The sequence below is a fragment of the Mesorhizobium sp. CNPSo 4688 genome (assembly GCF_057784295.1).
Genome location: NZ_JBWLUY010000011.1, coordinates 103,787 through 116,632 on the forward strand (window position 1 = coordinate 103,787; position 12,846 = coordinate 116,632).

The 12,846-nt window shown below is 64.5% G+C and carries 16 protein-coding genes; 13 read left to right on the forward strand and 3 right to left on the reverse strand.

Annotated features, from left to right (window positions below):
- From AC04SH_RS21935 to AC04SH_RS21965, 7 genes are read left to right on the forward strand one after another with little or no spacing between them, the layout of a single operon-like run.
- Nucleotides 1–999, forward strand: a complete 999-nt coding sequence (locus AC04SH_RS21935; RefSeq protein WP_488576602.1) for an NAD-dependent epimerase/dehydratase family protein — start codon at nucleotides 1–3, stop codon at nucleotides 997–999.
- Nucleotides 996–1,820, forward strand: coding sequence for an MBL fold metallo-hydrolase (locus AC04SH_RS21940; RefSeq protein ID WP_488576603.1), 825 nt, complete (start codon nucleotides 996–998; stop codon nucleotides 1,818–1,820). The genes AC04SH_RS21935 and AC04SH_RS21940 overlap by 4 nt, the downstream gene beginning before the upstream one ends.
- Nucleotides 1,817–3,073, forward strand: a complete 1,257-nt coding sequence (locus AC04SH_RS21945; protein ID WP_488576604.1) for a F390 synthetase-related protein — start codon at nucleotides 1,817–1,819, stop codon at nucleotides 3,071–3,073. Before AC04SH_RS21940 ends, AC04SH_RS21945 begins: the two co-directional genes overlap by 4 nt.
- Nucleotides 3,070–4,203, forward strand: coding sequence for a GNAT family N-acetyltransferase (locus tag AC04SH_RS21950; protein WP_488576605.1), 1,134 nt, complete (start codon nucleotides 3,070–3,072; stop codon nucleotides 4,201–4,203). The genes AC04SH_RS21945 and AC04SH_RS21950 overlap by 4 nt, the downstream gene beginning before the upstream one ends.
- Nucleotides 4,200–5,204: a Rieske 2Fe-2S domain-containing protein gene (locus tag AC04SH_RS21955; RefSeq protein WP_488576606.1), complete on the forward strand. Its 1,005-nt coding sequence runs from the start codon at nucleotides 4,200–4,202 to the stop codon at nucleotides 5,202–5,204. The genes AC04SH_RS21950 and AC04SH_RS21955 overlap by 4 nt, the downstream gene beginning before the upstream one ends.
- A 52-nt stretch (nucleotides 5,205–5,256) precedes the next feature.
- Nucleotides 5,257–5,544: a type II toxin-antitoxin system RelE/ParE family toxin gene (locus AC04SH_RS21960; protein ID WP_352557993.1), complete on the forward strand. Its 288-nt coding sequence runs from the start codon at nucleotides 5,257–5,259 to the stop codon at nucleotides 5,542–5,544.
- A 2-nt stretch (nucleotides 5,545–5,546) separates the two neighbouring features.
- Nucleotides 5,547–5,849, forward strand: coding sequence for an addiction module antidote protein (locus tag AC04SH_RS21965; RefSeq protein ID WP_477234909.1), 303 nt, complete (start codon nucleotides 5,547–5,549; stop codon nucleotides 5,847–5,849).
- Between the two features lie 45 nt (nucleotides 5,850–5,894).
- Here the strand turns inward: AC04SH_RS21965 and AC04SH_RS21970 are convergent, their stop codons facing one another.
- Both AC04SH_RS21970 and AC04SH_RS21975 read right to left on the reverse strand, forming a co-directional pair.
- On the reverse strand, nucleotides 5,895–7,061 hold the full coding sequence (locus AC04SH_RS21970) for an ATP-grasp domain-containing protein (protein ID WP_488576607.1): 1,167 nt from the start codon (nucleotides 7,059–7,061) through the stop codon (nucleotides 5,895–5,897).
- Between the two features lie 178 nt (nucleotides 7,062–7,239).
- Nucleotides 7,240–7,710, reverse strand: coding sequence for a carboxymuconolactone decarboxylase family protein (locus tag AC04SH_RS21975; protein WP_488576608.1), 471 nt, complete (start codon nucleotides 7,708–7,710; stop codon nucleotides 7,240–7,242).
- A gap of 85 nt (nucleotides 7,711–7,795) precedes the next feature.
- On the opposite strand from AC04SH_RS21975, the gene AC04SH_RS21980 reads away from it, so the two are divergent.
- Nucleotides 7,796–8,455, forward strand: coding sequence for a TetR/AcrR family transcriptional regulator (locus tag AC04SH_RS21980; protein ID WP_488576609.1), 660 nt, complete (start codon nucleotides 7,796–7,798; stop codon nucleotides 8,453–8,455).
- A 46-nt stretch (nucleotides 8,456–8,501) separates the two neighbouring features.
- On the opposite strand, the gene AC04SH_RS21985 is transcribed toward AC04SH_RS21980, so the two are convergent.
- Entirely contained in the window at nucleotides 8,502–8,696 is a 195-nt protein-coding gene (locus AC04SH_RS21985; protein ID WP_488576610.1) for an NAD-dependent epimerase/dehydratase family protein, read from the reverse strand.
- 352 nt (nucleotides 8,697–9,048) lie between these two features.
- On the opposite strand from AC04SH_RS21985, the gene AC04SH_RS21990 reads away from it, so the two are divergent.
- The 5 genes from AC04SH_RS21990 to AC04SH_RS22010 all read left to right on the forward strand — a co-directional run bounded on the left by AC04SH_RS21990 (nucleotide 9,049) and on the right by AC04SH_RS22010 (nucleotide 12,815).
- Nucleotides 9,049–9,663 (forward strand): hypothetical protein, encoded by a 615-nt coding sequence (locus AC04SH_RS21990; protein WP_488576611.1) that lies wholly within the window; start codon nucleotides 9,049–9,051, stop codon nucleotides 9,661–9,663.
- Between the two features lie 7 nt (nucleotides 9,664–9,670).
- Nucleotides 9,671–10,519, forward strand: coding sequence for a 23S rRNA (adenine(2030)-N(6))-methyltransferase RlmJ (locus AC04SH_RS21995; RefSeq protein ID WP_488576612.1), 849 nt, complete (start codon nucleotides 9,671–9,673; stop codon nucleotides 10,517–10,519).
- 299 nt (nucleotides 10,520–10,818) lie between these two features.
- Nucleotides 10,819–11,271 (forward strand): hypothetical protein, encoded by a 453-nt coding sequence (locus tag AC04SH_RS22000; RefSeq protein ID WP_454577135.1) that lies wholly within the window; start codon nucleotides 10,819–10,821, stop codon nucleotides 11,269–11,271.
- 129 nt (nucleotides 11,272–11,400) lie between these two features.
- Nucleotides 11,401–11,982 (forward strand): TetR/AcrR family transcriptional regulator, encoded by a 582-nt coding sequence (locus tag AC04SH_RS22005; RefSeq protein WP_488576613.1) that lies wholly within the window; start codon nucleotides 11,401–11,403, stop codon nucleotides 11,980–11,982.
- Nucleotides 11,979–12,815 carry an EamA family transporter gene (locus AC04SH_RS22010; RefSeq protein ID WP_488576614.1) on the forward strand — a complete coding sequence of 279 codons (837 nt, stop codon included), beginning with the start codon at nucleotides 11,979–11,981 and terminating at the stop codon, nucleotides 12,813–12,815. The genes AC04SH_RS22005 and AC04SH_RS22010 overlap by 4 nt, the downstream gene beginning before the upstream one ends.
- Nucleotides 12,816–12,846 lie beyond the last annotated feature (31 nt).

Genomic DNA, 12,846 nt, shown 5'->3' on the forward strand with positions numbered 1-12,846 from the left:
ATGGGGCGCGTGCTCGTCACCGGCGCCAGCGGTTTCCTCGGCTCGCATGTCCTGGCGCGGCTGGCGGCAATGGGCACACCGGCGCTCGGCCTTGGCCGCGATGCCGAGCGTTGTGCGGCGCTCGAAGCCGCCGGTCACGAGATCATTCGCCTTGATCTGTCCAAACCGTTCGATGCCGCTGCCGAACACGATCTCGGAGCCCTCGATGCGATCGTCCATTGCGCTGCCCTTTCGGCGCCCTTCGGCAGGCTGGCGGATTTCGAGACGGCCAATGTCGTGGCAACCCACAACCTCGTCGATTTTGCCCGCCGGCAAGGCGTACGCCGCCTCGTCCATATCTCCAGCCCTACGGTCTGTTTTGCCTATCGCGACCAGCTCGGCGTCCGCGAGGACGCCGGCCTGCCCCCTCCGGTCAACCACTATGCCCGCACCAAGCGACAGGCTGAGGAAATCGTTCTGGCCGCGCCTGAAATCGGCCCGGTGCTGCTGCGTCCTCGCGGCCTCTACGGCCCGGGCGACCGCACGCTGCTGCCCCGCCTGCTGCAGGTGGCGCGGCAGCGCCCGCTGCCGCTGTTTCGCGACGGCAAGGCGCGTATCGATCTCACTTATATCGAGGACGTGGTCGATGCGGTGCTTGCCGCCCTGTCCGTTGGCAGCACTGCCGAGGGGCAGATCTTCAACGTTTCCGGCGGCGAGGTGGTGCCGGTGCGGCGCATTGCCGAGGTGGCCTGCGCCCGCGCCGGTGTACAGCCACGCTGGCGCAAAATGCCGCTTTTGCCCGCAATGCTGGCAGCCGGGTTGGCGGAGACGGTGGCTGAACTTCTGCCCGGCCGGCCCGAGCCGCCGGTGACGTGCTACGGTCTTGGCCTGTTCGCCTACGCCCAGAGCCTCGACATTGCCAAGGCCCGCCGCATCCTCGGCTGGGCGCCGAAAGTGTCCTTCGAGGAAGGGCTCGATCGCACCTTCGGCAAGGTGGCGGAAAATCGGGGGTCGGCGTGAAGATCGTCTTCGCCAACAGCGCCTCTGTCAGCGCGGCCGAGCGCCTGATTTTGCGCGGCGGCAGCTGGGCGAAGGTCAGGCTGCGTGTCCGCTACGGGCTGATCCTGCATCCGCAGTCGGGTCCGGTGCTGATCGACACCGGTTACACGCCGCATGTGACTCAAGGGAGCGAGCGCAGCACCGCGCTGCGTCTTTACAGTGCGATCCTCCGGCCCGAGCTCAACGAGGCCGAGCAGCCGCTGCCGCTGCTGACGCGCTTCGGCCTGTCTTTGCAGGACGTGCGCACCGTCATTGTTACGCATTTCCATGCCGACCACATGTCGGGCCTGTCGCTGTTTCCCCATGCCCGCCTCATCGCCAATGACGCCGCCTGGGTGCGGGCTAAGGCCAAGACAGCTCGGCAGAATCTGCGGCATGGCGTGTTCAAGGAACTGTTTCCGCCGGATTTCGAGGCACGGCTCGACGGGCTGTCGTCGAAGCGGCAAATCGAGCCGCACGGCGGCGTGCCCGGCGGTGCCGACCTGTTCGGCGACGGCAGCGTTGTCGCCGTCGATCTGCCCGGCCATGCCGATGGCCAGTTCGGACTGCTGTTTCCCAACATGGAGCGGCCGCTGCTCTACGCCGTCGATGCGCAATGGTTGATCAGAGCGCTGGTCGAAAACCGGACGCCCGGTCTGCCGGCAACCCTGCTGGCCGAGGACGCCGCCGCGCTCGAGCCGACCAGCGTGACGTTGCGACGGTTTCTGGCAACCGGCGGCGAGGTCATGCTTTGCCATGATCCGGCGTTGACGTCCCACGATCTTGCCGGAGAAGGCGCATGAACGGGCGGGCCGAGGCGGTTCGTGCGTTTGTGTTGACGCAATGGCTCTCGCGCAAGTGCCGCGAGAATTTCGAACGCTGGCAGGCGCATGCCCTGCGCCGCTTTCTCGACCGCGACCTGCCGGGCGCGCGGTTCTACGGCAAGGCGCCGTACCATCTCGGCGACTTGCCGGTGACCGACAAGGCGATGGTGATGGGCAGTTTCGAGCGCTTCAACATCCATGGCGTCTCGGCCGCCGAAGCCTGGAAGGCGCAGGCCGGCGATGGCCGGATCGGCGAACTGACGGTCGGCGCCAGCACCGGCACGTCGGGCAATCGCGGTCTATTCGTCATTTCGGAAGCGGAAAAATATCGGTGGCTGGGCACGATCCTGGCCAAGGCCGTGCCCGATCTCATCTGGCGGCGCCAGCGCGTGGCGGTGATCCTGCCGCAAAACACCGGGCTCTACGACAGCGCGCGCAAATCGCGGCGCATCGATCTCGGCTTCTTCGACCTGACGCGCGGGCCGGAGAGCTGGCGTGCGGCACTCGAGGATTTCGCGCCGACGGTGATCATTGCGCCGCCGAAAATGTTGCGGCACTTCGCTGCCGAGAAATTTCGGCTAAAGCCGCAACGCGTCTTTTGCGCAGCAGAAACGCTCGACCCGGTCGACCGCCCGGTCATCGAAACATTCTTCCGGCTGCCACTGGACCAGATCTACATGGCGACGGAAGGGCTGTTCGCCGTCACGTGCCGAGAGGGCGGGCTGCATCTGGCCGAGGATTCGGTGTTCTTCGAGTTCGAACCGGCGGGCGACGGGCTGGTCATGCCGCTGGTCACCGCCTTTCGCCGCCGGACCCAGATCATGGCGCGCTACCGGATGAACGATCTGTTGCGGCTCTCCGAAACTCCATGCCGCTGCGGCTCGCCGCTGCGCACGGTGGATGAGATCGTCGGACGCATGGATGATGCCTTCCGGCTGGCATCGCCGCACGGGCAGATCCTGGTCACCCCCGACATATTGCGCAATGCGGTGCTCGACGCGGATCGGCGCATCGACGATTTCCGCCTGATCCAGACGGCTGCCGATGCGATCGAACTCAGCCTTGCGCCCGAGCTTGCCGACGAAGCCGCCGCCGCCGCGCATCAGGCCGTGCGCACGCTGCTGGCGGCGCGACAGGCGACGGCTTCGGTCGGCCTTGTGCGTAAGGACCTGCCGCTGGAGACAGGCCGCAAGCTGCGCCGGGTTGAATGCCGGCTGGGAGCTGGGCCGTGAACCGGCCTGGCGCATTCCCGCTCGATGAGTCGGACCGGGTGGAGAACAATCCGCGCGAGGTCGAAGCCTTCGTGCGGCTTTTCAACGACGTGCCGGTGCGCGACCTCGTCCGCAATTTGACGGTGGCCGTCGAGGCTTTCGAGATCGCCGGCCGCTCCTTTCCGCTGACGCTGAACGACAGAAGCGAAGCGCCGAATTGCTACATCTGCTGCCCGTCGAGCGCCTATATCGACTATGCTATCGACGAGACCCGCAATTTCGTCTCATCGCCCTTGTTGCAAAAGGCGATCCGGATGCTGATCGGCCTATGCGCACCGCTGGTCAGGGCCAGCGGCCTCGACCATCAGGTGCAGGTCAACAACTGGCTCTATTCCACCAATCCGGTGCCGTTGCTCGACCGCAAGACGGTCGCTGCGATCCGCGACGATCTCAAGGTGCGTTTTCCCGACCGCGCTGTTCTCATCCGCTCGCTGAACGAGATCGCCGATCGCTCGACCATCGCGGCGCTGAAGGCGGAAGGGTTTCGCCTGCTGGCGGCGCGGCAGATCTATATCTTCGCCGACCGTGGTTCCGCCACGACCAATGACATGAAGCGCGACCGCAAGCGACTGCGCACGACGCCGTTCGAGATGGTCGGCGATGCCGACTTTGCCGAAGCTGACTATGCGCGCAGCGAAGCGCTTTATCGCATGCTCTATCTCGACAAATACACGCCGCTCAACCCGCATTACACCGCTCGCTATATCAGCGAGATGCACCGTCGCGGCATCCTCAAGCTGGCGGGTCTGCGCCGTCCCGGCGGTGAACTGGTCGCCGTTGCCGCGCTGTCGAAAAACGGCAGGACACTGACGCAGCCGATCGTCGGCTACGACACCGGCCTGCCGGTGAGTGAGGGGCTCTACCGCATGATGATGGCGCTGGCGCAGGATGATGCCACGGCGCATGGCCTGTTCTTCAACATGAGCGCCGGTGCCGCCGCCTTCAAACGCTTGCGCGGCGCCGTGGCGACGTTGGAATACAACGCCGTCTATGCCGGCCATCTGCCGCGCAGCCAACGCATGGCAGTGCGGATCATGGAATTTGTGCTCGCGCAGATCGGCATTCCCCTGCTCAGGAGATTTGAACTTTGAGCGAGGCACGGCAGCAAAAAGACAAAGACCATTGGCAGGCGGTGATGCGGTCTGCCGATATCAAAGCCAAGCCGAAGCGCATCCTGGTTGATGGCGCGCCGCTGGTGCTGTTCCGCTCGGCGCAAGGGATCACTGCCCTGTTCGACCGCTGTGCTCACCGGCTGGTCGAACTGTCGACCGGCAAGGTCATTGGCGGTGAGATCGAATGCCCCTACCATGGCTGGCGCTACAATGGGGAAGGGCGATGCACCGCCATTCCCGGCCATGTCGGTGATATCCCGCACTATCGCGTCCGCCGCTACGCCGCGATCGAACGCGACGGCGTCGTCTTCGTCTCGTCAGGCACGCCCGAAGTCGAGCCCTATCTCCACTGCATGCAGGGCAAGGATGTCGTGGTGAAGCGGGTGCGCAGTTCGGCGCAATCGACGGTGCTCGACGCGGCCGAGAACATTCTCGACGCCACCCACACCCACTTCACCCACAAGGGCGTACTGCGTGGTCTCACCGCAAAGCGCCATCTCGTGCGCGTCGAGGTGACCGGCGGCGAGGGCTGGGTCGAAAGCTGTTACACCGGCGAGGACCGCCAGCAGGGGCTGGTCAGCCGGCTGCTGGAAGGCGAGCGCGCCAGGACCATCGGCCGTTATCGCCATCCGGGCATCGTCGAACTGGAATATTGGGGCAAGGGCGGTCTAGCGCTGGCGACCACCTTCCATCTGCGTCAGGCGGACGAACGGACCGTCGAAGGCGTCGGCTGGCTCATCGGCCCACGTCAGGGCCTGTTCGGCGAGCTCAAGGCGCTGGCCTTCCGGCCGCTCTTTGCCTTCGCGCTCCAGCAGGATCGCCGGGTGCTGAAATCGGCCAGCGACAACGCCCGCATCCCGCCACAAGTCCAGCCGGCGATCGGCCCGCTCGACTTCCTGCGCCGCGACATAGCGGCGATCATGGACGGCAAGATGCCGCCGGCGGCAGCGGAGCCGCGGGTGTATCAGATCGAGCTGTAATCTAAAGTTCACAGCGCTTGATTTTGTCTGCTTCGTGAATTATAGTTCACGAATGATCGAAGTCAGGCTGACGGCCGATTTCACCAGATGGCTCGACGGCCTTCGCGACGCTGCAGCGCGGTTACGGGTCGTTGCTCGCATCCGCCGGGTCGAGATCGGCAACATCGGTGACGCCAAGTATTTTGACGGCATTGGCGAACTTCGTATCGATCACGGCCCCGGCTACCGGCTCTACTTCGTGAAGGCTGGGAGCTCCGTGATCATACTTCTTTGCGGCGGCGACAAGTCCACCCAGAAGCGCGACATCGCCAAAGCGAAACAGATGGCAAAGGAGATATGACAATGCCCCTCAAAACCACCCGCTTCGATGTTCTTGATCACCTCAAGACGCCGGCGGACCGCTTTGCCTATATCGAAGCCGCTTTTGAGGATGGTGATCCGGCACTCATAACGCACGCTCTCGGCGATGTAGCGCGTTCTGTCGGCATGACAGCCGTTGCCAAGGAAGCCGGCGTTACCCGGGAGGCGCTGTACAAGGCGCTGAGCGAAAAGGGTGATCCACGCCTCAGCACGCTGCTGGGCGTCACCAGGGCACTGGGCCTGCAACTCTCCGCCAGGCCAGTTCATCCCGTCGAGGCGCCTTGACCAGCGGTTGCACGCTCGGAAGGCAGGAACCGGAAAGACCTTGATTCAACGCGGCTGCTCCTGAAGCGGCCCGTTCCACTCGATGTCTCGCGTCGACGCGGCTTGCAGGCTGATGCGCTGGCGCAGTGCGGTGCCGGCGATCTCGGCTAGTGCGCGCCATTGCGCTTTTCTGGGCGCGGGGTCGCCCGGCCAATCGAGCAGCTCATCGGCCTCGCGCATAGTTTGGCGGAAGCGGCCAAGACCGCCGGAGCGCAGCGCCGCCGGCAGACCGTAGATCCACATCGCCAGCCGCACCGTCTGCAGCTTGGCGACATCAGGCTTCACCTCCGGACCGTCGTCCAGCACAGCGTCGGCAAAGCGCTGCGGATCGCGGAAGAGATGCAAGCCGCTCACGGCGCGCGGATTGCACTCCAGCGGCAGCACCGTGCCGTCCTTCTCGCGCATCAGGTCGAAGGAGATCTGGCCTGTCCAAGCGGTGCCGGCGACGAAGATTTCGACAAAGCGCCGGGCAGCCGCATCCTCGACCGGCTCGAAGCAGATACCGGCGCCTTTGCCGGCGCGATAGAGTGACCGGTAGAACGCCAGTGCCTTGAGCTTGCCCTCAATCGCTACTGCATAGGCACTGATCTCGTCGCCGGCGATGAAGCGCTGCGCCACCCATGGGGCGGCGGGCGAGGGGCGGACGGCGTCGAGTTCGCCCGGCGATGGCCGCAGCAGCACGTCACGGGCGAAACGCGACCACACCGGCTTGAACACCTGCTCGCGCGAATGGCCGCGCACGCTTTCGAGATCGGCATCGCTTTGCAGCAGCGTCGTCTCCGGCGCGTCGAGGCCGAGGCTTTGCGCCAGCCGGATGAACGCATGCTTGTCGTGGACGCGGGAAAGCATCGCCATGTCGGGCGCGAACAGGCGGACCGGCATGGCGCGATCCTGCCACAGGCGGCCGAGATAGAAGACCTCCTCGCAGGTCGGGATGACCAGTTCCACACCTTCGGTACGGACGAGAGATGCGACGGCCCCTGCATAGGCATCAGCGGCAAAGCGTGGCGGCGGCAGGCGATGGTAGGCGGCGCATGCCGTGCTCGCCGCGGCGATCGGCCGGGCCGGACTGTCGGCCAGGATCACCCGCCGCCCGGCGCCGTGCAGCAGCCGCGCCAGATGCAGCGCCACCGGCGCCCGCGCCCCGGTGACCAGCACGGTGCTACCTGCCATCGAAGACCTGCATCAACCCCGCACGCCCATAGCGATTCTCTCAATTAGGCTTGCGCGAAATCGGCGGTGTTGACAACGTCCCGATGCACTTGGCGCGAGGCGAAGCACGCCGTCATCGAAGCCGCCGGCATGGCACGTTGCTTACGCGCATGCCGGCTGTGTGCTGGCCAGATCGGCGCTACTCCCCACCCATCTCTTTCTTGAACGTATCGAAATCGACCTGCATGCCGTTGAAGATGGTGCTCCAGTGGCGGGTCAGAGCCGCCATCGCCACGGCCTCCTGAATCTCCTCGTCAGTCGCGCCGGCGCGCCTGGCGTCCTGGGTGTCCGACCAGACGCAGTAAGTGCACGGAATCTGGGCTGCCACCGCCAGCGAGATCAGCGACTTGACCTTAGGCGGCAGCGCCGTCTTGTCGCTGAGCTCGATCGCCTTGACCTCGGCCCACGCGCCGGGCAGACCAGCCCTAGGGAATTGCTTCACGAAGCTCGGCACGCCGCCCATGGTCGACTGGATGTCCTGGATGGTTGCGTCATAGTCGTCGGCTTGGGCCGGTGCGGCGGCCAGGGTCAAGGTCAGCGTACAAGCGGCGGCCGCGAGCAGGGAGCGAACGAGGGAATGGGTCGATGAAAGCGTGCGATAAGCGGACATGTTTTTCTCCTCTGGTGTTTGTTAGCCTTACGATGTAAGGTGATATGGAACGTGAACCTTACAGTGTAAGTTGTCAAGCGACGCCATGGACTCACCGATCAAAAAAAAGCGAGCACGCGGCCGGCTGTCCCGTGAAATAATCGAGGACGCCGCCTTCGAAGTGATCGAGCGGGAGGGCCTGACCGGCTTTTCGATGCGCAAGCTCGCTGCCGAGCTCGGTTGCGAGGCGATGAGCATCTATCATCACTTCCCCTCGCTGGCGCATCTGCACGAAGCCCTGGTCGACCGGCTGATCGGCGCGCTCGAAATGCCTGACGCCGGCCTGCCGTGGCGGCAAAGGATGCGCATGGCCATGCAGGATTTCCGCCGCGTCGGCCGCGAGCATCCGGCCTTCGCGCCGTTCCTTGTCACCTACCGGATGAATTCGCCAACCTGCCTTGCCTGGCTAAACAGCGTCATCGGTCTGTTCGAAGCCGGCGGCTTTGGCACCGAGTTGGGAGCGCGGTTGTTCCGCACTACCGGATACTACCTTATGGGCGCCATCCTCGACGAGACATCAGGCTATGCCCGGGGGCCGTCGGCGGTCAGCACGGTCAGCGATGAGCAACTGGCGCGCGATTTTCCCAATGTCATGGCCGCGGGCCGTTATTTCGGCACCGCCGAATTCGACGCGACATTCGAGCTTGGTCTCGACATGCTGCTGGATGAGATGGAGCGGCTGCGCGACAGCGCCAACACAAGGTAGTGTCAAGCATCCGAAAGGCGCCGGCCAATCCAGATTTCGCGGGCCGTTACATCAGGGACGCCGTTGCCTGACGACTATTGTCCAGCACGACAACGTCGTATCCATCCAGCAAAAGACGCTCGCACAGATGCGAACCGAGAAATCCTGCCCCGCCGGCAACCAGGGCGCGGCCCCGATTGATGTTGGCGCGCCTTCGGCTGTTCCCGGACTCGACTTTCAGAACGTTGACAGTTCTACCCATGTTCCACCCCTTCGCCTTACGCACTGCGCACGCTACCGCCTGGACATAGCGTTGCCCGGCCACGCCCCTGCGGACGTCGCAAAGCCTCCGCTTCGGCGGAATCGTCACTCCTGATGTCTGTTGATTGCTTTCTGAGTTCGCTGGGCGACGCCATGCGGCTATTGGTTGCCGTTCAGCATTCGATACGCCCCGATGCGGTTCGACGGCGGGCAGCTCGCCTTGGCCAAATCCGCACAAACATTCATTTGGCTATCATCTTTGTCTTGGACGGACGAGGCTCGCTGCGTAGGCCATCGCCTTTTGATCCTTGGAGCGCTATTGGCAAGCTGGTCGAACACTCGGGTTATTCTCAATGCGCTTTCTCTTCTTCCTGATCCTGCTCGCCGGTATCGCCATCGGCGTCGTCTATCCCTGGGCGATGACGAATTTCTCCGGCCATGAGATCGGCAGCTACAGGGTCTACGAGCAGGGCCGCTTCAAACCGGAGACGGTGACGCTCTCGGCAGGCGACGCGCCGGTCAGGGTGCTGGTCGACCTGACGGCGCGGGCCGAGCGCATCGTCTCGCAGCAGCGCACTATCTTGACGTTGACCGCGGCTACCGGTGGCAAGACTGTGCTGGCCTCGACGCTGCAGTTCAACCACTCAGACAATCCGCGCCAGGTCAGCCCGCAACTGCCTGACAAGATCTTTCGCGACGAGGCCGGCGTGATCGCGCCCGTCAGCCCCGGCTCCTATCTCTTCACCGTCGGCCCGGGCGATGCCGATGATATCCCGATGCGGGCGGTGGACCTGGTGCTGCGCGCCGGTACCGGCGAGATCGACGGCCGCGCCCGGCCGGTGGGCTATGGGTTGATTGCCGTCGGCCTGATCGGCTTCCTGCTATCGTTGCGTTTCGGCGGCAGCCGGCCGGAGAACCCCAACTCGAAGCCGCCGCCGCCGCGCTGGGGCAGAGGCTCCTCGAAATGAGCGCGGCATGAATTACCGTCACGCCTATCACGCCGGAAATTTCGCCGATGTCGTCAAGCATGTCGTGCTCAGCCTTCTGCTCGAATATTTGAAGCAGAAGGACAAGGCGTTCCGTGTCATCGACACTCATGCCGGCATTGGCCGTTATGATCTGTCGTCGACGGAAGCGCAAAAGACCGGCGAATGGCAGGGCGGCATCGGCCGCCTGATCGACGCCCCGTTGGACAAATCGGCGGCTGCGCTGCTTGCCCCCTATCTCGAAGCCGTGCGTTCGCTCAATCCCGATGGTGGCGTGGGGAAATATCCAGGCTCACCACTCATCGCCCGCCATCTCATGCGCAAGCAGGATCGGCTGTCGGCGATCGAACTGCATGGCGATGATGCCGCCAGGCTGAAGACCCTGTTTGCCGGCGATTTCCAGACAAGGGTGATCGAACTCGATGGCTGGCTGGCCCTCGGCGCGCATCTGCCGCCGAAGGAAAAGCGTGGGCTGGTTCTTATCGATCCGCCCTTCGAGGAAGCCGGCGAATTCGACCGCCTCGTCGACGGGATGCAAAGAGCGCACAAGCGCTGGCCGGGTGGCATCTATGCGCTGTGGTATCCGATCAAGGACCGCAAGGCGATTATCGCCTTCCGCAAGGCGCTCAAGCAATCCGGCGTCGCGAAGCTGCTCGACATCGAGTTCGAGATCCGGCCTGCGTCGCGGGAGCCGAGCCTCGACGGCAGCGGCATGGTGGTGGTCAACCCACCCTTCACGCTGGAGCGCGACCTGCGCATCGTGCTGCCGGCTCTGCACAGACTGCTGGCGGTCGAAAAGCCGGCGCACTGGTCGCTGGAATGGCTGGCCGGGGAATAGCAACGCTTCGCTGCGGGCGCCGCAACCTCCAGCGAAGTCATGCTTGCCGTGTCCTGCGACAGCCGCGCGGCGGTCGTGCGATGAACGAGGCGGCGGCGAAACATGGCTGCACGGCCGACATCAATGCCCAGCAGGATTATGGCTTCGTGTACAATCGCCGCCTGGCCGATCCTGACGGCCACATCTAGGAAGCGATGTGGATGGACCCGGCCGCTGCCGGAAACCATCGTCCGCGCAACCGCTTGACCGCGCGCCGCCGAATCCGCAGAGTGCGCGCAATCGACCTTTGAGAGGCTGCCATGACTCGCTTTGCCAAATCCGCTCTTGCTGCCCTGATTTCGCTTTGCACGCCGCTGGCCGCACCCCTTGGCATCACCCAGGCGGCGCAGGCCGCCGATCTTTCCGTCTATTCCGACGAGGACAGCGGCGTCTGCGGGCAGGCCTGGGTGCTGAACAAGATCTCCAGCCGCTTCTCCTACCAGGTGCATCACGTGCCGCATCTGCCTGATGTCTCGATCACCGATTTCCAGCGCATTCACCAGCATCGCTACCTGCCGGCAAGCGAGGAATGGCCGATCGGCCGCCGCTATTGCGGCGCCACCGTCAGCCTCTCCGATGGCCGTGCCCGCACCATCTGGTACCTGATCGAGGAAGGCCAGGGTTTCGCCTCGATCGGCGACAATGTCGAATTCTGCGTTTCGGGCTTCGACCGCTGGATGGTCTACAACGGTCGCTGCCGCGTCCTGCGCTGAGAGCAATACCATTCTTCGCCTTTAACGCCTGCGGCGAGACCCGCAGGCGTTTTCGTTTGGCGTGTTGACAGCCGGCTTGATCGGTCTCATAAATACGAGACAGACCTGTCTCACTACTGGTGGAAGACCATGACGCCATCGCCTGCGATCGACAAACGCCAGCACGTCGTAGAAACCGCCTACACTCTCTTTAAGCGCGCAGGCTTCCATGCCACCGGCATCGACCGCATCATTGCCGAGGCCGATGTGGCGAAGATGACGATGTATCGCCACTTTCCGAGCAAGGACGAACTGATCGTCCAGGTGCTCGACTATCGCGCCCGCCGTTTCGAGCGTCAGCTCGACCAGCTTGCGCAAGAGGTCGCCACGCCGGAGCGCAAGATCGGAAAAATCTTCGACTGGCACGAGCGCTGGTTCGGCAGTCCTGATTTCCACGGCTGCCTGTTCGCGCATGCACTGGCCGAGTTCGGCGATCCCACCCATCCGGTGTTCCAGGCCGTCATCAGGCAGAAGAACGGCCTCAAGCGGCGCATGCAGGCGATCCTCGAGGCGGTGATGCCGCCGAAGCAGGCTGAGGGTGCTGCGGCGGCGCTGCTGATGCTGATCGAGGGCGCGACACTGATGGCGCAGATGGGTGAGGCCGAAGCCGCCATCGATAGCGCCCGCAAGGCGGCCGATGCCGTCATCGCCAGCGCGCGTACAGCGCAATGAGCGCGACGGTCATTGCGCTCGCGCTGTTCGCGGCCATTCTGCACGCCGGCTGGAACGCCTTCCTGCGAACGGGAGCCGACAGGCTGTGGACTGTCACTGTCATGAGCTTTTCGAGCACGCTCATCGCCATTCCAATGGCGCTTTTCCATGCGCTTCCGGCGACCGGCGCCTGGCCCTATGTCGCGCTCTCGGCCGGCCTCCAGGTCGGCTACAGCGTGTTCCTGGTCGCCGCCTACCGTTATGGCGAACTGGGGCAGGTCTATCCGATCGTGCGCGGCAGCGTGCCGCTGCTGGTTACACTCGGCGGTTTCGTGCTGGCCGGCCAGCAGCTCACAATGCCCGAGATCGTCGGCGTCACGCTGGTCGCCTGCGGCATCATGGGCCTGTCGCTCGGCAGGGGCAGGGCATCGACGACCTCGATCTTTTACGCGCTGGCGACCGGCGCGATCATCGCGGCCTACGCGACGGTCGACGCCATCGGCGTGCGCGTGGCGGGCGACAGCGGCGCCTACACCGCCTGGGTGCTGCTGATCTACGGCGCCTTGCTGCCGGCGACCTTCATCGTCCTGCGCGGCAGGCTCGTCGTCAACTTCAGCGCGCCCGAAACCCGTAAGGCTCTCGCCGGTGGCTTGTTCGCGCTGCTTGCTTATGCCGTCGTGGTCGCCGCTTTCGCACTCGGCCCGGCCGGCCCCATCACCGCCATCCGCGAAACCAGCGTTGTCTTTGCCGCCTTCATCGGTCGGCTCTTCCTCGGCGAGCAACTGACGCCGCGGCGCGTCGGCGCCTGCGCCGTCGTCGCGCTTGGCGCCGTCTGCCTTGGCTATCAGCCGTGAGCGGTGAGGGATCTCGATCGCGCTATTCTGT